Origin of the sequence: Pseudomonas sp. GOM6, assembly GCF_029537485.1 — a bacterium.
Lineage (GTDB): Bacteria > Pseudomonadota > Gammaproteobacteria > Pseudomonadales > Pseudomonadaceae > Aquipseudomonas.
The window spans coordinates 339,641-358,227 of sequence record NZ_JARPUS010000002.1; the positions used below are offsets into that span (position 1 = coordinate 339,641).

The window sequence follows — 18,587 nt, forward strand, 5'->3', positions numbered from 1 at the left end:
CCCGGATGTAATCGGCGGGTTGCCGGCTTTCCCCGGATTGCATCCGGGCTACTGCTGTCCGGTGCGCTGGGCTTCGCCTTGCTCAGCCCAGCCTGCGCGTGCCCGAGAGTGGGCTCGGAATGCTCAGCCTTCTTCCGGCCACAGGCGGATCGGTTTGCCGCTGGCGGGCCAGAGTTGCAGTTGGCCGGTGGCGGAGAAATCCCAGCGCTGTACCTGGCCGAGGGCTTGGAGGAAGCGCTGCTCCTGCTCCATCAACGCTGGCGGGCACATCTTGCGGGTAGATCCGGCCTGCTCGAACCTTAGTGTGTCGCCGTCGCGCTGGTAGCCGGCGAACCAGTGGTTGCAGCCGGCGCTGCCATAGGCACGGCCGTCCGCGCCGAGGGTGATGGTCAGGTGGCTGCGGTCGATCAACGGTCGCTCGCCGATCCATTCCACTCGGTAGGCCTTGTCGCTTTCAAGTTGCGGGCCGCTGGCGCAGGCGCTCAGGCCGGCCAGTAGCAGGGTGGCGATCAGGGGGTGTTTCATGCGCTTTGCTCCTTGCACGCGGGGCAGAGGTGTTGGCCGCGCTGACTTGCCCAGCCTAGCTCTTGCAGGCGGGCTTCGGCGGCGGCCGGGTAGGCTTTTTCGCCCAGACTGGCGTCGGCGGCGAATTCCAGCTCGATGCGTTGGTCGCAGCCATCGCAGGCCACTTGCCAATTGAGGATGGCCAGCTCGCGGAAGGCCGGGCCGCTGGCCACGGCCATCCACTGCCCTGGTGGGTTGATCAGGTGGCGGACTTTTTCCACCGTCAGGCTCATCGACAGGTCGCGGCTGCCCTTGAGAGTGACCAACAGGGTGTCGCCAGCCTGGATGGCGCCACCGTTGCCGGTGACCTGATAGCGACCGGGAGCCAGGGCGCGGCATTCGGTGAGGGTGTGCTGCGGGCTGAGCAGGGAGTAGCGGAAATCGTGGGTGGTCATGAAGCCTCCTGAGTTGGCGGCGATGCTATCACGCGTTGCTGCTCACCCGATTGCTCGGCGTGCCGGCGAGCCAGGCGGCGACGTTGCTCAGTGTGGTGGCGGCAATGGCAGCCAGGGCTTCCCGGGTGAGGAAGGCCTGGTGGGCGGTGACGATGACATTGGGGAAGGTCAGCAGGCGGGCCAGTACGTCGTCCTGCAGCGGCAGGTCGGAGCGATCCTCGAAGAACAGCTCGGCTTCCTCTTCATAGACGTCCAGTCCCAGGTAGCCAAGCTGGCCGCTTTTCAGGGCGCCGATTAGCGCCGGCGTATCGACCAGGGCACCGCGCCCGGTGTTGATCAGCATGGCGCCACGTTTCATCTGCGCCAGGCGCTGGGTGTTGATGAGGTGGCGGCTGCTGTCGTTCAGGGGGCAGTGCAGGCTGATGATGTCGCTTTCGCTCACCAACTGCTCCAGGGGCACCTGATGGATGGTCAGCCCGGGCAGCTCGCCCAGAGGATACGGATCGTATACCCGTACCTGGCAGCCGAAGCCGGTCATGATGCGGGCGAAGGCCTGGCCGATCTGCCCGCAGCCGATGATCCCGACGGTCTTGCCATGCAGGTCGAAACCGGTCAGCCCGTGCAGGCTGAAGTCGCCTTCGCGGGTACGGTTGAAGGCGCGGTGGATGCGCCGGTTGAGGGCCAGGATCAGCGCCACGGCGTGCTCGGCCACGGCATAGGGCGAGTAGGCGGGGACGCGCACCACGCACAAACCCAGGCGTTCGGCAGCCTGCAGGTCGACGTGGTTGTAGCCGGCCGAGCGCAGGGCGATCAGGCGCGTGCCAGCGGTGGCCAGGCGCTCCAGTACGGGGGCGGAGAGGTCGTCGTTGATAAAGGCGCAGACTACCTCAGCCCCTTCGGCTAGAGCGGCGGAGTCGTAGCGCAGCAGGCACTCCTGAAACTCCAGTTGCCAGCCCTCAGCCAGGGGGTGAGCGAGGAAGCTGCTGCGGTCGTAGGGCTTGCTGCTGAACAGGACGATGCGCATGGGGGCTCCTTCAGGCGTCGACCAAGGCCTGTTCGGCCAGGCGGGCAATGGCGGCGTCCAGCTCGTCGAGAGCCGTCGCGGTATCGGGGGCTTCCTGCTTGAGCAGGGTCTCGCTGCGCTGGCAGGCCGCCCGCAACTGCGGCACGCCACAGTAACGGGTAGCGCCGTGCAGGCGGTGCACGCGCTCGATCAGGGCGTTGCGCTCGCCGCTTTCCCGAGCCTGGCGGATTGCCTGGCGATCCGCTGGCAGGCCGGCCAGCAGCATGTTCAGCATGTCGGAGGCCAGGTCGGCCTTGCCGGCTGCCAGACGCAGGCCTTCCTCGGGATCGAGTACCTGCAGGCTGCTGCTGATGGGCTGGACGGGGCGAGCCGGACGTTGCTGGTCGCGCAGCGGCAGGCCGGTCCACTTGAGTACCACTTGGGCCAGTTGGCGCTCGTTGATCGGTTTGGTCAGGTAGTCATCCATGCCGCTCTGCAGCAGGGCGCGCTTTTCATTGGCCAGGGCATGGGCGGTCAGGGCGACGATCGGCAACGGACTGCGCTCGCGCTCCTGTTCCCAGCGGCGAATCGCTTCGGTGGCCTGGCGGCCGTCCATGCCTGGCATCTGCACGTCCATGAACACCAGATCGAAGGCTTGTTGCTGGACGGCTTCGACCGCCGCCTGGCCGCTGTCGACGGCCAGCACTTCGGCGCCCAGGTCGTCGAGCAGGGTCCGGACCAGCAGCAGGTTGGCCGGATTGTCGTCGACACAGAGAATCTGCGGTGCGCGGCTGGGCGGTATGGCCTGGGACTGGGCAGTTGGCTGGCGCGGGCCGAGCAACTCAGCAAGGCCGCGCAGCAACTTGCGCGTGCAGGCCGGTTTGGCCTGCAGTTGCAGATGACTATCCGGCAAGGCTTCGTGGTAACTCGCCTGCTCGGTGGTGGGGCAGAGCACCAGGGCCTTGCAGCCCAGGCGCTCGAGATCCCACAGCCGTGGCGCCAGCTGTTGGGGGGGGAGTTCCGCCAGGCTGGCGGAGATCACCGCCAACTCTATCGCCTCGGTTTGACGAGCCTGGCTGACCTGCTCCAGCAATTGTTCGAGATCGGCGCATTCGAGCACTTTCAGCTCGCAGTCTTCGAGCTGATGACGCAGGGCCTGGCGGGTCAGTTCATGGGGCTCCAGCAGGGCAATGCGGCGGTCCATCAGCGGGGCGCGGGGCAGGTCGTCAGCGTCGTCGCGGGCCTTGGGCAGGCTCAGGCTGATCCAGAATTCCGAGCCGCTGTCCGGGGTGCTGTCGACACCGATCTCGCCGCCCATCTGTTCGATCAGACGTTTGGAGATCACCAGGCCGAGCCCGGTGCCTCCGGCCTGGCGGCTCAGCGAGTTGTCGGCCTGGCTGAAGGCCTGGAACAGCGCGCGCAGGTCTTCGTCGGAGAGGCCGACGCCGGTGTCCTGCACGCTGATGCGCAGCTGGGCACGGTCGGCGCTTTCGTCCTCGACCATGGCGCGCACCACGATGCTGCCTGCGTGAGTGAACTTGATGGCATTGCTGACCAGATTGGTCAGCACCTGGCGCAGGCGCAGCGGGTCGCCCTGCAGGCTCAGCGGGGTGTCGCGGTAGATCAGGCTGACCAGCTCCAGCTGCTTGTCGTGGGCGGCTGGGGCGAGGATGGTCAGGCAGTCCTGGATCAGGTCGCGCAGGTTGAACGGGATGCTTTCCAGGATGAGCTTGCCGGCCTCGATCTTGGAGAAGTCGAGCACCTCGTTGATGATCCCCAGCAGGCTTTCCGCCGAGTTTTCGATGGTGCCCAGGTAGTCGCGCTGGCGCGAGGTCAGCTCGCTTTTCTGCAGCAGGCCGGTGAAGCCGATGATGCCGTTGAGCGGGGTGCGGATCTCGTGGCTCATGTTGGCCAGGAACTCGGATTTGATGCGGCTGGCCTCCAGGGCTTCCTTGCGCGCCATGTCCAGCTCGATGTTCTGGATTTCGATGGTCTCCAGGTTCTGGCGAACGTCCTCGGTGGCCTGATCGATGCTGTGCTGCAGTTCTTCCTGGGCGTTCTGCAGGGATTCGGCCATGCGGTTGATGCCAGCGGCCAGGGCGTCCAGTTCGTGGTCGCCCAGGGCAGGTAGACGAGTCTCCAGCTGGCCATCCTTCAATAGATTGACGCCTTGCTGGATGCTGCGCAGTGGGTCGCTGATGGCGCGGCTCAGGCGCAGGGCGAGCAGGGCGGTGATGGTCAGGCCAGCGAGGATCAGCAGCAGGCTGACCAGCAGGTTGCGGTAGCCCTGCAGCAGGGTTCGATGATGCGACAGCTCCAGCTCTACCCAGCCCAGTAGGCGGTCGGCGCCGGCGGCCTGATCCGTGTCGGGCAGGCTCTGGTGGCGACCGAAGACCGGCATCAGGAAGCGCGTGGTGTCATCGAGGCTGCTGCTGGTCAGCGGCTCCACGGTGGCCTGGGGCGGCGGGCTGAGCATGTCCGGGCCGGCCTGGGCCAGGCGCTTGCGGTTGGCCGAGAGAAAGCCGACGGCACGCACGTCTGGCTGGTTCAGCGCCTCGTTGGCCAGGCGTACCAGCTGCGAGGCGTCGCTGCGTGCCAGGGCCGGGGCCGCCAGTGAGGCCAGATGGCGTACGGCCAGCTCGCCGCGCTCCTGCAGTTGGTGATTCAGGTCAGCCAGCTGTACCCAGGTGAAGTAGCCGCCGAGCACCAGTGCCAGCAGGCTGGTGGGAAGCAGGGTGAGCAGCAGCACGCGGCCCTTGATACCGAGATCCTTGAACACAGCACTCTCCATTGCGGGTGTTGCCTGCAGTTTAGCGATTAGTCGGGTGGGAAGCTGCAGTGGTGTGTGGTGCGATCGCGGTTGTGTGCCCCTTTGCGCCTGTCTGCCGGTGACGGTTCTGGTGTTGATCGAGGCGGGTTGACCAGTAGGGTGCGGGGGCTGCAAAAACTATCTATGCCCAGGCCGGCTGATCTGGGGCAGCGTTGCCGGGCTGGGGCCTGAGCGCTTGCGCCGCTGAGTGAAGTGTCCGTGCCGATATGGTCGACGGCGGTTTGCCGGTATCATGGCGGCCCTGTTTGATGAACGGATGGCCGCCTCGCCATGACCTTGCAGTTCCCCACCATCGCCGACTGCATCGGCAATACCCCGCTGGTTCGCCTGCAACGCCTGCCCGGCAACACCAGCAACACCCTGTTGGTAAAGCTGGAGGGCAACAACCCGGCCGGTTCGGTGAAGGATCGCCCGGCGTTGTCGATGATCACCCGTGCCGAACTGCGCGGGGACATCCAGCCCGGCGACACCCTGATCGAGGCTACCAGTGGCAACACCGGCATCGCCCTGGCAATGGCGGCGGCGATCAAGGGCTACCGGATGATCCTGATCATGCCGGACAACTCCACCGCCGAGCGCAAATGGGCGATGACCGCCTACGGCGCCGAGCTGATTCTGGTGAGCAAGGAACAGGGCATGGAGGGCGCTCGCGACCTGGCGCTGCAGATGCAGGCCGAGGGCAAGGGCAAGGTGCTCGATCAGTTCGCCAACGGCGACAACCCCGAGGCGCACTATCACGGCACCGGCCCGGAAATCTGGCAGCAGACTGGCGGGCGCATCACCCACTTCATCAGCTCGATGGGCACCACCGGCACCATCATGGGCACCTCGCGTTACCTCAAGGAACAGAATCCGGCGATCCAGATCGTCGGCCTGCAGCCGCAGGAAGGCTCGGCCATTCCCGGTATCCGCCGCTGGCCGGAGGAATACCTGCCGAAGATCTACCAGGCCGAACGTGTCGACCAGGTGATGGACATGTCCCAGGCCGAGGCCGAGCACGTCATGCGTCGCCTGGCGCGCGAGGAAGGCATCTTCTGCGGCGTGTCCTCGGGTGGCTCGGTGGCCGGCATGCTGCGCCTGTCGCAGCAGGTGGAGAATGCGGTGCTGGTGGCGATCATCTGCGACCGTGGCGATCGCTACCTGTCTACCGGCGTCTACGAAGATCCGCAGCAATAATGAAGTACGGGATGGCAGCCGCCGCCCACTGATAAATAGGTAATGAAGATGGCCAAGCGCAGCGGCGGTTTGCGTTTCCAGCCCAGTGGGGGCGAGCGCAAGGCGCAGGTGCCGGTGGGCAAGAAGCAGAAGCTCGACATCGAGCGCCTGGCTAACGATGGCCGCGGTATCGGTTTCGTCGACGGACGTAGCTGGTTCGTGGCGGGTGCGCTGCCGGGCGAAGAGGTCGAGGCCCGCGTACTGGCTACTCGTGCCCAGGTGGTGGAGGCGCGCACCGAGCGTGTGCTACGCGCCGTGGAACAGCGCCGTCAGCCGCCGTGTATCCATGCCGGCCAGTGCGGCGGTTGCACCCTGCAACATCTGCCCCATGGCGAGCAGCTCGCCCTGAAACAGCGCAGTCTGACCGAGCAACTGCAGCGGGTCGCCGGTGTGCAGCCCGACGAATGGGCGGCGCCGCTGGTCGGTTCCGAATTCGCCTACCGCCGCCGCGCCCGCATCGCGGTGCGCTGGGACGTCAAGAACAAGCATCTGGACGTTGGCTTCCGCGCCGCCTCCAGCCAGGACATTGTTGCTATTGGCGACTGCCCGGTACTGGTACAGCCCTTGCAAACACTGTTGCGCGCGTTACCGGCGCAGCTGCGTGGTTTGGACAAGCCCCAGGCCATCGGTCATGTCGAACTGTTCCATGGCACCCAGTCCGCGCTGCTGGTGCGCCACACGGCGCCGCTGGGCGAGGCTGATCTGCAGCGCCTGCGCGCTTTTTGCAGCGAGCACGCCGCCCAGCTGTGGCTGCAGGGTACTGGCAAGCCAGAGGCCGACCAGCAGGGGCAAAAGCTTGGCTATCGCCTGGAACCCTGGAGCCTGGAGTTGCAATACCGACCGGGGGATTTCGTTCAGGTCAACGGGCAGGTCAATCAGGCCATGGTCGAACAGGCGCTAGACTGGATGGCGCCGCACACTGGCGAGCGGGTGCTGGATCTGTTCTGCGGCCTGGGCAACTTCGCCCTGCCGCTGGTGCAGACGGTGGCCGAGGTCGTGGCGGTGGAGGGCGTAGAGGCCATGGTGCAGCGGGCACAGGCCAACGCAGAGGATAATGGCCTGGGCAATGCGCACTTTTTCCAGGCCGACCTGTCGAAGCCGCTGGCCGAGGCACACTGGGCATCCCGGGGCTTCGACGCGATATTGCTCGACCCGCCGCGTGACGGCGCGTTCGAGGTGGTCAAGGGGATTCATCGGCTGGGTGCGCGGCGCCTGGTCTATGTGTCCTGCAACCCGGCGACCCTGGCGCGCGATACCGCCGAACTGGTGGCGCAGGGTTACCGGCTGAAACGGGCCGGGATTCTCGACATGTTCCCGCAGACGGCACATGTGGAGGCGATGGCATTATTCGAGGCGAGCTAGGACGCTCGCGCAATCCGACTGGCCCATAGAAGGCCAGAGATCATCCGGCAGGGCTGCGGCCCGCCGTAGGGAAGGCAGAAAGATGGTACAGGTGAGAGCACACCAGCCCGTCAACCTCGACGGCAGCATCAACCTCGAGGCCTGGCTGGATCACACCCTCAGCGTCGACCCGGCGCTGGATCGCGCGGCGCTCAAGGCGGCCTGCGAGTTCGCCCGCGAGGTGGAACAGCAGGCCAACGCTGCGCAGAACCTGTGGGTCGAGGGCGCCTCCAGCTTCCAGACCGGCCTGGAGATCGCCGAGATCCTCGCCGACCTCAAGCTGGATCAGGACAGCCTGGTGGCCGCGGTGATCTACCGTGCCGTGCGCGAGGGCAAGACCACGCTCAAGGAGGTACAGGACAGGTTCGGCCCGGTGGTGGCCAAGCTGGTCGATGGCGTGCTGCGCATGGCGGCCATCAGCGCCTCGCTCAACCCGCGCGACTCCCTGGTGCTCGGCTCGCAGGCTCAGGTGGAGAACCTGCGCAAGATGCTGGTGGCCATGGTCGACGACGTGCGTGTCGCGCTGATCAAACTGGCCGAGCGCACCTGCGCCATCCGCGCGGTGAAGGAAGCCGACGACGATAAGCGCCACCGCGTCGCCCGCGAGGTGTTCGACATCTACGCGCCGCTGGCCCACCGCCTCGGCATCGGCCATATCAAGTGGGAGCTGGAGGACCTGTCCTTCCGCTATCTGGAGCCGGAGCAGTACAAGCAGATCGCCAAGTTGCTGCACGAGCGTCGTCTGGACCGTGAGCAGTACATCGCCAACGTGATGCAGCAACTGCGCGACGAGCTCACCGCCACCGGCATCAAGCCGGACATCAGCGGTCGCGCCAAGCACATCTATTCGATCTGGCGGAAGATGCAGCGCAAGGGCCTGCAGTTCAGCCAGATCTATGACGTGCGTGCGGTGCGCGTGCTGGTGCCCGAGGTGCGCGACTGCTACACCGCGCTCGGCATCGTCCACACCCTGTGGCGGCATATTCCCAAGGAGTTCGACGACTACATCGCCAACCCCAAGGAGAACGGCTACCGCTCGCTGCACACCGCGGTGATCGGCCCGGACGGCAAGGTGCTGGAAGTGCAGATCCGCACCCACGCCATGCACGAGGAAGCCGAGCTGGGCGTGTGTGCCCACTGGAAATACAAGGGCACCGACGTCAAGGGTGGTTCCGACCACTACGAAGAGAAGATGGCCTGGCTGCGCCAGGTGCTGGAGTGGCACGAGGAGCTGGGCGATATCGGCGGTCTGGCCGAGCAGCTGCGTGTCGACATCGAGCCGGACAGGGTCTACGTGTTCACCCCGGATGGCCATGCCATCGACCTGCCCAAGGGCGCCACGCCGCTGGACTTCGCCTACCGCGTGCACACCCAGATCGGCCACAACTGCCGCGGCGCCAAGGTCAACGGACGCATCGTGCCGCTGACCTACAGCCTGCAGACCGGCGAGCAGGTGGAAATCATCACCAGCAAGCAGGGCGCGCCGAGCCGCGACTGGCTCAACCCCAACCTCGGCTACATCACCACCAGCCGTTCGCGGGCCAAGATCGTCCACTGGTTCAAGCTGCAGGATCGCGAGCAAAACGTCGCCGCCGGCAAGGCCATGCTCGAACGCGATTTGGCGCGCCTGGCGCTGTCCTCGGTGGACTTCGCCAAGCTGGCCGAGAAGTGCAACCTGAAGACCGCCGAGGACATGTATGCCGCTCTCGGTGCCGGTGACCTGCGCCTGGCCCACGCGGTCAACCTGGCCCAGCAATTGGTGGAGCCGGAGCGCGGCAGCGAGCAGCTCGAGCTGATCCCGCGGCGGCCTCAGAGCCTGCGCCCGGGCAAGCGGGGCGATATCCAGATCGAGGGCGTGGGTAACCTGCTGACGCAGATGGCCGGCTGCTGCCAGCCGCTGCCGGGCGACCCTATCGTTGGCTACATCACCCAGGGGCGTGGCGTGTCCATTCACCGCCAGGATTGCGCCTCGGTGCTGCAACTGGCCGGTCGCGAGCCCGAGCGGATCATCCAGGTCAGCTGGGGGCCGGTGCCGGTGCAGACCTATCCGGTGGATATCGTGATCAAGGCCTATGACCGTTCCGGTCTGCTGCGCGACGTCTCCCAGGTGCTGCTCAACGACCGTCTCAATGTGCTCGCGGTAAACACCCACTCGAACAAGGAAGACAACACCGCCTCCATGCTGCTGACGGTCGAAATTCCCGGCTTGGACGCCCTGGCACGTTTGCTGGCGCGGATCAGTCAGCTGCCCAACATCATCGAGGTGCGTCGCAGTCGCAACGGCAGCTGAGGTGAGATATCGCAAAGGGCGTTCGTGGGAGTGGCTACAGCCGCGATGATCTCAGCGCCGCTGTTCGCGGCTGAAGCCGCTCCCACGCGCACGCTGGAGCCTATGAAAGACATCTATACCCTGGACGACCTGCTCTACCTGATGGCCCGCCTGCGTGATCCGCAGCATGGCTGCCCGTGGGACCTCAAGCAGAACTACGCCAGCATCGTGCCGCACACCCTCGAGGAAGCCTACGAGGTGGCCGATGCCATCGAGCGGGGCGACTTCGACCACCTCCCGGGCGAGCTGGGTGACCTGCTGTTTCAGGTCGTCTACTACAGCCAGTTGGCGCGTGAGGAGGGGCGTTTCGACTTTGCCAAGGTGGTCGACGCCATCACGACCAAGCTGGTGCGCCGTCATCCCCACGTGTTTCCCGATGGCGATCTGTACGGCGCCCCGGATATGGCCCGCCTGGAAGAAGCCGCGATCAAGCAGCGCTGGGAAGAGATCAAGGCCGAGGAGCGCGCCGAGAAGGCTGCAGTGCCTGAGCAACTGTCGCTGCTCGATGACGTCCCCGTCACGCTACCGGCGCTGTCGCGGGCGGTGAAGCTGCAGAAGCGTGCGGCCCAGGTCGGCTTCGACTGGCCCGAGGCGCTGCCGGTGGTGGATAAGCTGCGCGAGGAACTGGACGAAGTGCTGGAGGCCATGAGCGAGAACGATCCTGAGGCGATTGCCGAGGAGGTGGGCGACCTGTTGTTCGTTGTCACCAACCTGGCGCGACACCTCAAGGTCGATCCGGAGTCCGCCCTGCGCGCGGCCAATGGCAAGTTCGAGCGGCGCTTCCGCTATATCGAACAGGCATTGCGCGAGGCCGGCCTGGCCATCGAGAATTGCAACCTTGAACAACTGGATGCCCTCTGGGGCGAAGCCAAGAAGATGGAAAAGCAGTCTCCGGGCTGCTGACGACGAGAGCGAGTACCGATGAGCCTTTCCCTCCGTGACCAGTTACTGAAAGCCGGGCTGGTCAATGAAAAGCAGGCTAAACAGGCCGGCAAGCAGAAACAGAAGCAGCAGCGCCTGGAAAAGAAGGGTCAGGCCGAAGTGGATGACTCGCAGAAGCAGGCCGCCCTGCAGGCCATGGCCGAGAAAGCCGCGCGCGACCAGGAGCTGAACCGTCAGCAGCAGGAGAAGATCCAGCAGAAGGCCATCGCTGCGCAGATCAAGCAGCTGATCGAGAGCGCTCGTCTGCCTAAACTGACCACCGAGGACTACTACAACTTCGTCGACGACAAGAAGGTCAAGCGTCTGTCGGTGAACAACCTGATGCGCGACAAGCTCAGCCGTGGCTCGCTGGCCATTGTCCGCCATGGTGGTGGTTACGAGGTGATCCCGCGTGAAGCGGCGCTGAAGATCCAGGAGCGTGACGAGCGCCGCATCGTGCTGCTCAACACGCCGACCGAAGCGCCGGACGAGGATGATCCGTATGCCGCCTACCAGGTGCCTGACGACCTGATGTGGTGATGCCAAAAAGCCGGGCCCAGCCCGGCTTTTTCATGCGTGCTCAGCAGCGTGCATTGCCCAGCAGTACCCGGCCGAAACTGGCGCCGTGGTTGAGTGGCGTGATGGCCAGCAGGCGATCCAGGCGTAGCGGTTGTTCGCCGTTCTCGGTGCGCACGATAAAGAACTCTTCCTTGCTGCTCTCGGTGCGGGTGGTCAGGGCCTGGGCTGTCAACTCGCCGCCACCGACCAGTTCGATCCGCAGCTGGTAGTGATGCATGCAGGCGATTTCCAGGTAGTCGTACAGGTCGCAGGACAGCGGGCGATAGGCGTCACTCATGGCAAGGCCCTCCGGGAGGAGAGAGTTATCCTAGCGCCGAATGGCGGGCATGAAAAAGCCGGGCGTCGCCCGGCTTTCGTTGGTATCTGCGTTTAGTCGCGTTTGCCTTCGACAGTGCGGCCGTCGACCGTGCCGTCCTTGAGCATGATCTGGTATTCCTTGCCGTCTTTCTCGACCTGGTGCAGGCGTACCAGCAGGTAGTTCCAGTCCTTGGCGAACCACAGCACGGTCTTGCGGTTGCTCTGGGTCGGATCGCGCACGCGCTCGACCTTGATCGCAGCGAGCAGGCCGGCCTTGGTGCGTACGTTTTCTTCGCCGAGTACGCGGAAATCGTAGGTTTCGACCTCGTCGCCGTCGATCACCTGGTAGCTCATGCTCTTCTCGCCGGCGGCCACATCGTGCTGCAGGACCAGTTGGTAGGTGGACTTGTCCTGCAGGCCAAGGTTGAGCGGTACGCGCACCGCATCACCCCGGTCGTTGCCGATCACCTGCTTCTCGGTCCAGTCGAAATCCAGCTCGATTTGCTTGCCTTTACCCAGGCCGCTGCGGTCGAAGCGATAGGTCAGCGGCAGGAAGGCATCGTTCTCCACGCGGAAGGTGCTTTTCTCGCTAAGGCTGGCGACCAGCATGGAGGCTTCGAAATCCAGCTCCCAGCGGCCGTTGTCCAGTTGCTTGAGGCTACGGCCGGCGGTGCCGCTGATCGGTACCTGCTTCCAGTCGGCGGTGTAGCTGGCGGAGAACGGCTTGATCTCCAGGGCCTGTGCCGGCAGGGCCAGCAGGGCGAGCAACATCAGCAGAGCGCGGGGCATGTGATCTCCTATGTGCGAATCAGGTGTCCGGTGGCTGGCAGGTCCTTGCCGTCCAGTTGTGCGCCGGTTTGGCCCAGGCGCAGGCGACCCTCGGCGAACCAGCGCATGGCCAGAGGATAAATGTGGTGCTCCTGGCCATGAACCCGTTGCGCCAGTGACTCCGGCGTGTCGTCAGACTCTACCGGGACCACCGCCTGTACGACCAGAGGACCGCCATCGAGTTCCTCGGTGACGAAGTGCACGCTGCAGCCATGCTCGCGGTCACCGGCCTCCAGCGCGCGCTGGTGGGTGTGCAGGCCCTTGTATTTGGGCAGCAGCGAGGGATGGATATTCAGCAGTCGTCCCTCGTAGTGGCGGACGAAGCCGCCGGTGAGGATGCGCATGAAGCCGGCCAGTACCACCAGCTGTGGATCGAAGCCGTCGATGGTTTCGATCAGCGCGGCGTCGAACGCATCACGGCCGTCGAACTGCTTGTGGTCGAGCACGCGGGTGGCGATACCGGCCTGCTTGGCCCGCTCCAGCCCGTAGGCATCGGCGCGGTTGGAAATCACCGCGGCGATGCGTGCCGGATTGCCGTCATGGGCGATGCTGTCGATCAGTGCCTGCAGATTGCTGCCGGAGCCGGAGATCAGCACCACGACATTGCAGTCGGCCATCAGTGGGCTTTCAGGTTGTTCAGTTGAACCTGGGCAGCGCCATCGGCGGCCTGGGCGATGCTGCCGATGACCCACGGGGTTTCGCCGGAGGCACGCAGGTTGGCCAGAGCGCTTTCGACCTGATCCTGAGCCACGCAGATGACCATGCCGACGCCGCAGTTCAGGACGCGGTGCATCTCATGCTCGTCGACGTTGCCCTTCTCCTGCAGCCAGTCGAAGACCGCCGGGCGGTTCCAGCTGGCCACGTCGATCACCGCCTGGGCGCCTTCCGGCAGCACGCGTGGGATGTTGTCGAGCAGGCCGCCACCGGTGATGTGGGCCATGGCCTTGACCGCGCCGGTGTCCTTGATCAGCTTGAGCAGCGGCTTGACGTAGATGCGGGTCGGCGCCATCAGCAGTTCGGTCAGCGGCTTGCCGTCAAGCTGGATGCTTTCGATATCGGCACCGGAGACTTCGATGATCTTGCGGATCAGCGAGTAGCCGTTGGAGTGTGGGCCCGAGGAGGGCAGGGCGATCAGGGCATCGCCGGTAGCGACCTTGGAGCCGTCGATGATTTCGGCCTTTTCCACCACGCCCACGCAGAAACCGGCCAGGTCGTAGTCTTCGCCTTCGTACATGCCCGGCATTTCGGCGGTTTCACCACCGACCAGGGAGCAGCCAGCCAGCTCGCAACCGGCACCGATGCCGGTCACCACGGTAGCGGCCACGTCGACATTCAGCTTGCCGGTGGCGTAGTAGTCGAGGAAGAACAGCGGCTCGGCGCCACACACCACCAGGTCGTTGACGCACATGGCGACCAGATCCTGGCCGATGCTGTCATGCTTGTTCAGGTTCAGCGCCAGGCGCAGCTTGGTGCCGACGCCGTCGGTGCCGCTGACCAGGACCGGCTGCTTGTAGCCGGCAGGAATTTCACAGAGGGCGCCGAACCCCCCCAGGCCACCCATGACTTCCGGGCGCGCGGTGCGCTTGGCCACGCCTTTGATGCGTTCGACCAGGGCTTCACCGGCGTCGATGTCTACACCGGCGTCTTTGTAGCTGATGGAGGGTTGCTTGCTCATGGGATCAGGCCTTTAGAGGGGAGAATGCTGAGGGCGGGCGCCGTTGTGCGGGCCGCTGCGCGAAGGCGCGCGATTTTATCAGGCTTGCCCGGCAGCGGCCACCAGCCCCGACGGTTGCCGGGGAACAGGCGGCTGTTTAAGGTATAGCCCTTCGCCTGGCCGATCAGGCATTTGCTTCCCCTTCCGAGAGTCTGTCGATGCGCGTGTCCGCCCGTCTGTTCGCCGTTTGTCTTTCGCTGCTCAGTCTGCCGGCCCTGGCCGCTCAGGTCGACGACCTTTATCAGGTGCGCGAGAGTGTTACCAGCCAGCAGCCGGAAGAGCGCAGTGCCGCGCTCGGGCGCGCCCTGGAAACCCTCATGCTGCGCCTGACCGGCGATGCCAAGGTTGTGCAGAGTGCGGGGCTGGAGGGCGTGCGCAAGGACCCTCAGCAACTGGTCAGTCAGTACGTGTACGAGGGCGATAGCCTGGTGGTGGATTTCGATCCGCTGACCACCGAGAACAAGTTGCGTCAGGCCGGTGTGCCGATCTGGGGCGCCAACCGTCCGTTGATCCTGACCTGGTGGCTGAATAACAGCGAGGGTAGCAGCAGCCTGATCGGCGATGGCCAGGAGGCTGCAACACCTCTGCGTCAGGCAGCCCAGCATCGCGGTCTGCCGCTGCGCCTGCCGCTGGCTGACCTTGAAGAACAGCTGGTCGCTACCCCTGAGAACCTTGGTGTCAGCCAGCCGGATGCGTTGCAGCCCGCCTCCGAGCGTTATGCGGCCGATGCCCTGTTGGCGGTCAATGCCCGCGAGCAGGATGGCCAGTGGCAAGCCGACTGGCGGCTGTGGCTGGGTGATGCCCGTGAGCAGGGCAGCGCACAAGGCGCGGATCAGCAGGCCCTGGCCGATGCCGTGCTGTTGGCTGTGAGCCAGCGTTTGGCGCCGCGTTTCCTGGTGAAACCGGGAGCGGCTGGAGCCATGACCCTGGAAGTGCAGGGCGCGGATCTGTCGCGCTACGCAGAGCTGGAGCGCCTGCTCGACCCGTTTGGTGCCCGCCTGCTGAGGGTCAGCGGTGATCTGCTGGTGTGGCAGGTCAATGCCAGTGCCGAGCAGTTGCGTGCCCAGCTGGGGCTGGCAGGCTTGCGCGAAGCACCGGTTGAGGCTGCGCCGCTGGATGCCACTGGCGAGCCGCAGGCCACGCCGGCTCAGGTGCCGGCCAACCTGATGCGCTTCAGCTGGTAAGCAAACGGTCGACGCGCTGTCACTATTGCTGCTGTTTACTGTCGTGTTGCCGGTGCGTTGTGACGCACCGGCCTCTTTCCTTTAGGCGGAGTGCCTGAAATGACCGATTCACAGCGCTGGCTATGGCTGGCTGGGCTGTTTCTCTGTGGCTGGCTGATCTATCTGCTGATGCCGATCCTGTCGCCCTTTTTGGTCGCCATGTTGTTGGCCTACATGGGCGATCCGCTGGTGGATCGCCTGGAGCGGCGCAGGCTCTCGCGTACCTGGGGCGTGGTCGTGGTGTTCGCCGTGTTCAGCCTGCTATTGCTGATTCTGTTATTGGTGCTGATCCCGATGCTGGGACGGCAGCTGGTGCGGCTCTACGAACTGGTTCCACAGGGGCTCGACTGGGCGCAGCACCAGGCTTTTCCCTGGATGCAGGCGCAGCTCGGTCTGGCCGAGGGTTTCTGGCGCTTCGACCAGCTCAAGCAGGCCTTTTCCGGACAGCTTGGCAAGACCACCGATATTGTCGGTGGCCTGCTGGCGCAAGCCACGGCGTCGAGCCTGGCGCTGCTCGGCTGGTTGGGTAATCTGCTGTTGATACCCGTGGTGGCTTTCTATCTGTTGCGCGATTGGGACCTGATGATGGCCCGGTTGCGCAGCCTATTGCCGCGTGCCCGCGAGCGACTGATCGTGCAGTTGGTCGGTGAGTGTCATGAGGTGCTGGGCGCTTTCATGCGTGGGCAACTGATGGTCATGTTGGCGTTGGCGGGCATCTATTCAGTCGGTCTGATGGTGGTCGGTTTGGAGTTGGGACTGCTGATCGGCTTGCTGGCGGGACTGGCCAGCATCGTGCCGTACATGGGCTTTATCGTGGGTTTTGGTGCTGCCGTGGTCGCCGCGCTGTTTCAGCATGGCGGCTTTGAGCTCTATCCACTGATCGGCATTGCCGTGGTCTTTGGCATCGGTCAGCTGCTCGAAGGCATGCTACTGACTCCTTTGCTGGTCGGTGATCGCATTGGCCTGCACCCGGTAGCCGTGATCTTCGCCATCCTTGCCGGTGGTCAGCTGTTCGGCTTCACCGGTGTGCTGCTGGCCTTGCCAGTGGCCGCGGTGATCATGGTTTTGCTGCGCCATGCTCATGATTTCTATAAACTTTCCGACCTTTACGGAGAGTCTTCCGGCGATTCGCAAGAACCGCCGTCCAGTGCATGAAACCAGTCCAGCTGCCTCTTGGCGTGCGCCTGCGCGACGACGCCACCTTTGTGAACTACTACCCCGGCGCCAACGCGGCGGCCCTCGGCTATGTCGAGCGCCTGTGCGAGGCCGATGCCGGCTGGACCGAGAGCCTGATCTACCTCTGGGGTGGTGAAGGTGTGGGGCGCAGCCACCTGCTGCAGGCGGCCTGCCTGCGTTTCGAGCAGCGTGGCGAGGCGGCGGTCTATCTGCCCTTGGGCGAAGTGGCCGAGTACGGCCCTGAGCTGCTCGATGGCCTGGACCAGTCCGAGCTGGTCTGTCTCGATGATCTCGACGCCGTGGCCGGGCGCGCGGACTGGGAAGAGGCGCTGTTCCACCTGTTCAACCGCCTGCGCGACTCCGGTCGGCGCCTGCTGCTCGCGGCCACCGTTTCACCGCGCGAATTGCCGGTGCAGCTGCCCGATCTGCAGTCGCGTCTGACCCTGGCGCTGGTGTTCCAGTTGCATGAGCTGGGTGATGAAGACAAGCTGCGCGCCCTGCAGTTGCGTGCTTCGCGCCGTGGCCTGCACCTGACCGATGACGTTGGGCGTTTCATCCTGACCCGTGGCGAGCGCAGCATGAGCGGTCTGTTCGAGCTGTTGGAGCGCCTCGACCAGGCATCCCTGCAGGCCCAACGCAAGCTGACCATTCCCTTTCTCAAGGAAACCCTGGGCTGGTAAGGCCCAGGGTTCGACTTACTCGCCCGCCAGCTTACGGTCGTACTGGAACTTCCAGCGCACATAGAGCAGGGCGCTGCAGAACAGCCCCAGGCTGATCACGGTTTCCAGGGCACCGAACAGTGCGCGGGCCGGATCGATGGCGGCCAATACGCCCTGAATGAAGTAGATGTTGACCACGAAGCAGGCCCAGGCATGGGCGCGGGCGTTGCCCAGCAGCAGGCCGGGGGCGAGCAAGAGCAGTGGTAACAGCTGAATGCTCAGCACGACCCAGATGCGTGCGCCGTGCAGGTCGGCGAAAGCGAGGTTCCAGACCAGCAGCAGTGCCAGCAAGGCGAGGAAACTGAACAGGCTGAGCGCGCGGCTGAGCCGCAGGCGCGGGGTCAGCCATTCCAGGCTGGGCAGGGGTTTGGGCGTTTTAGCCACGTGAGGACTCCAGTGTTGCAGCGGTGGTCGCCAGGCGCTGGCCAAGGGCGCGGCACAGGGCGATTTCATGTTCATCCAGGGAGCGCTTGCCATCGGCGCCGGCGTGGTGGCTGGGGCCATACGGTGTGCCGCCGCCCCGGGTTTCGAGCAGGGCTCCTTCGCTGTAGGGCAGGCCGCAGATCAGCATGCCGTGGTGCAGCAGGGGCAGCATCATCGACAACAGGGTGCTTTCCTGGCCACCGTGCAGGCTTGAGGTCGAGGTAAACACGCCGGCCGGTTTGCCTACCAATTCGCCCGTCAGCCACAGGCTACTGGTGCCATCGAGGAAATACTTCATCGGCGCGGCCATGTTGCCGAAGCGGGTCGGGCTGCCCAGCGCGAGGCCAGCGCAACCTTTGAGGTCGTCATGGCTGACGTACAGCGCGCCGTCGGCAGGAATCGCCGGAGCGACGGCCTCGCACTCGCTGGAAACCGCGGGGACGGTGCGCAGGCGTGCTTCCAGTCCACCCAGTTCGACGCCGCGGGCAATCTGCCTGGCCATCTCCGCCGTGGCGCCATGGCGGCTGTAGTAGAGCACCAGGATGTAGGGCGTACTCATACCAGCAGCTCCAGCACTTTCTCCGGTGGGCGGCCGATCACAGCACGTTCACCGGCGATCAGGATGGGGCGCTCGATCAGTTTCGGGTGGCTGGCCATGGCGGCGATCAGTTGCTCGTCGCTCAGGCTGGAGTCGGCTAGCCCCAGTGCTTTGTATTCGTCCTCACCGCTGCGCAGCAGCTGGCGGGCCGGGATGCCCAGCTTGCCGAGCAGGGTGTGTAGCTCATCGGCGCTGGGCGGCGTATCCAGATAGCGTACGACGGTGGGTGTCAGGCCGCGGGCTTCGAGCAGCTCCAGCGCGCCGCGAGACTTGGAGCAGCGCGGGTTGTGATAGAGGGTCAGGTCGGTCATGGCGGGTGCCCATTGGCGAATGAGGGCGCTATTCTAGCTGCCAAGAGCGCGAAACGGCTAA

At 65.0% G+C, this 18,587-nt stretch carries 19 protein-coding genes; 8 read left to right on the forward strand and 11 right to left on the reverse strand.

The window, feature by feature from the left end; translation table 11 throughout:
* Positions 1–123: 123 nt before the first annotated feature.
* From P7A97_RS04145 to P7A97_RS04160, 4 genes are read right to left on the reverse strand one after another with little or no spacing between them, the layout of a single operon-like run.
* Positions 124–525, reverse strand: a complete 402-nt coding sequence (locus tag P7A97_RS04145) for an META domain-containing protein (RefSeq protein ID WP_277688675.1) — start codon at positions 523–525, stop codon at positions 124–126.
* Positions 522–959 (reverse strand): hypothetical protein, encoded by a 438-nt coding sequence (locus P7A97_RS04150; RefSeq protein ID WP_277688676.1) that lies wholly within the window; start codon positions 957–959, stop codon positions 522–524. The genes P7A97_RS04145 and P7A97_RS04150 overlap by 4 nt, the downstream gene beginning before the upstream one ends.
* A gap of 28 nt (positions 960–987) precedes the next feature.
* Entirely contained in the window at positions 988–1,983 is a 996-nt protein-coding gene (locus P7A97_RS04155; protein WP_277688677.1) for a 2-hydroxyacid dehydrogenase, read from the reverse strand.
* A 10-nt stretch (positions 1,984–1,993) separates the two neighbouring features.
* Positions 1,994–4,741, reverse strand: coding sequence for a response regulator (locus P7A97_RS04160; protein WP_277688678.1), 2,748 nt, complete (start codon positions 4,739–4,741; stop codon positions 1,994–1,996).
* Between the two features lie 321 nt (positions 4,742–5,062).
* Here P7A97_RS04160 and cysM point away from each other — a divergent pair, with 321 nt between their 5' ends.
* The 5 genes from cysM to P7A97_RS04185 all read left to right on the forward strand — a co-directional run bounded on the left by cysM (position 5,063) and on the right by P7A97_RS04185 (position 11,198).
* Positions 5,063–5,968 (forward strand): cysteine synthase CysM, encoded by a 906-nt coding sequence (gene cysM / locus P7A97_RS04165; RefSeq protein WP_277688679.1) that lies wholly within the window; start codon positions 5,063–5,065, stop codon positions 5,966–5,968.
* A gap of 48 nt (positions 5,969–6,016) precedes the next feature.
* Positions 6,017–7,369: a 23S rRNA (uracil(1939)-C(5))-methyltransferase RlmD gene (rlmD, locus tag P7A97_RS04170; RefSeq protein WP_277688680.1), complete on the forward strand. Its 1,353-nt coding sequence runs from the start codon at positions 6,017–6,019 to the stop codon at positions 7,367–7,369.
* Positions 7,370–7,451: 82 nt separating this feature from the next.
* Positions 7,452–9,698, forward strand: a complete 2,247-nt coding sequence (gene relA / locus P7A97_RS04175) for a GTP diphosphokinase (RefSeq protein WP_277688681.1) — start codon at positions 7,452–7,454, stop codon at positions 9,696–9,698.
* Positions 9,699–9,809: 111 nt separating this feature from the next.
* On the forward strand, positions 9,810–10,640 hold the full coding sequence (mazG, locus tag P7A97_RS04180; RefSeq protein ID WP_277688750.1) for a nucleoside triphosphate pyrophosphohydrolase: 831 nt from the start codon (positions 9,810–9,812) through the stop codon (positions 10,638–10,640).
* Between the two features lie 18 nt (positions 10,641–10,658).
* Positions 10,659–11,198, forward strand: coding sequence for a DUF2058 domain-containing protein (locus tag P7A97_RS04185; RefSeq protein WP_277688682.1), 540 nt, complete (start codon positions 10,659–10,661; stop codon positions 11,196–11,198).
* Between the two features lie 40 nt (positions 11,199–11,238).
* On the opposite strand, the gene P7A97_RS04190 is transcribed toward P7A97_RS04185, so the two are convergent.
* From P7A97_RS04190 to purM, 4 genes are all read right to left on the reverse strand, one after another.
* Entirely contained in the window at positions 11,239–11,514 is a 276-nt protein-coding gene (locus P7A97_RS04190; RefSeq protein WP_277688683.1) for a Rho-binding antiterminator, read from the reverse strand.
* Between the two features lie 92 nt (positions 11,515–11,606).
* Positions 11,607–12,323: a DUF3108 domain-containing protein gene (locus tag P7A97_RS04195; RefSeq protein WP_277688684.1), complete on the reverse strand. Its 717-nt coding sequence runs from the start codon at positions 12,321–12,323 to the stop codon at positions 11,607–11,609.
* 8 nt (positions 12,324–12,331) lie between these two features.
* On the reverse strand, positions 12,332–12,982 hold the full coding sequence (gene purN, locus P7A97_RS04200) for a phosphoribosylglycinamide formyltransferase (protein ID WP_277688751.1): 651 nt from the start codon (positions 12,980–12,982) through the stop codon (positions 12,332–12,334).
* Positions 12,979–14,037: a phosphoribosylformylglycinamidine cyclo-ligase gene (gene purM, locus P7A97_RS04205; RefSeq protein WP_277688685.1), complete on the reverse strand. Its 1,059-nt coding sequence runs from the start codon at positions 14,035–14,037 to the stop codon at positions 12,979–12,981. The genes purN and purM overlap by 4 nt, the downstream gene beginning before the upstream one ends.
* A gap of 197 nt (positions 14,038–14,234) precedes the next feature.
* Here purM and P7A97_RS04210 point away from each other — a divergent pair, with 197 nt between their 5' ends.
* From P7A97_RS04210 to hda, 3 genes are all read left to right on the forward strand, one after another.
* A complete protein-coding gene (locus P7A97_RS04210) occupies positions 14,235–15,260 on the forward strand; it encodes a DUF2066 domain-containing protein (RefSeq protein WP_277688686.1) in 1,026 nt (341 codons plus the stop codon).
* 99 nt (positions 15,261–15,359) lie between these two features.
* Positions 15,360–16,454: an AI-2E family transporter gene (locus P7A97_RS04215; protein ID WP_277688687.1), complete on the forward strand. Its 1,095-nt coding sequence runs from the start codon at positions 15,360–15,362 to the stop codon at positions 16,452–16,454.
* On the forward strand, positions 16,451–17,155 hold the full coding sequence (hda, locus tag P7A97_RS04220; protein ID WP_277688688.1) for a DnaA regulatory inactivator Hda: 705 nt from the start codon (positions 16,451–16,453) through the stop codon (positions 17,153–17,155). Before P7A97_RS04215 ends, hda begins: the two co-directional genes overlap by 4 nt.
* Positions 17,156–17,170: 15 nt before the next feature.
* Here the strand turns inward: hda and P7A97_RS04225 are convergent, their stop codons facing one another.
* Genes P7A97_RS04225 through arsC form a run of 3 tightly spaced genes read right to left on the reverse strand, consistent with a single transcriptional unit; the run spans position 17,171 to position 18,526 of the window.
* The gene (locus P7A97_RS04225; RefSeq protein ID WP_277688689.1) at positions 17,171–17,578 is read right to left on the reverse strand and encodes a DUF2069 domain-containing protein; all 408 of its coding nucleotides are present in this window, start codon (positions 17,576–17,578) and stop codon (positions 17,171–17,173) included.
* Positions 17,571–18,176: an NAD(P)H:quinone oxidoreductase gene (gene wrbA, locus P7A97_RS04230; RefSeq protein WP_277688690.1), complete on the reverse strand. Its 606-nt coding sequence runs from the start codon at positions 18,174–18,176 to the stop codon at positions 17,571–17,573. Before wrbA ends, P7A97_RS04225 begins: the two co-directional genes overlap by 8 nt.
* Entirely contained in the window at positions 18,173–18,526 is a 354-nt protein-coding gene (arsC, locus tag P7A97_RS04235) for an arsenate reductase (glutaredoxin) (protein ID WP_277688691.1), read from the reverse strand. The genes wrbA and arsC overlap by 4 nt, the downstream gene beginning before the upstream one ends.
* Between the last annotated feature and the right edge of the window lie 61 nt (positions 18,527–18,587).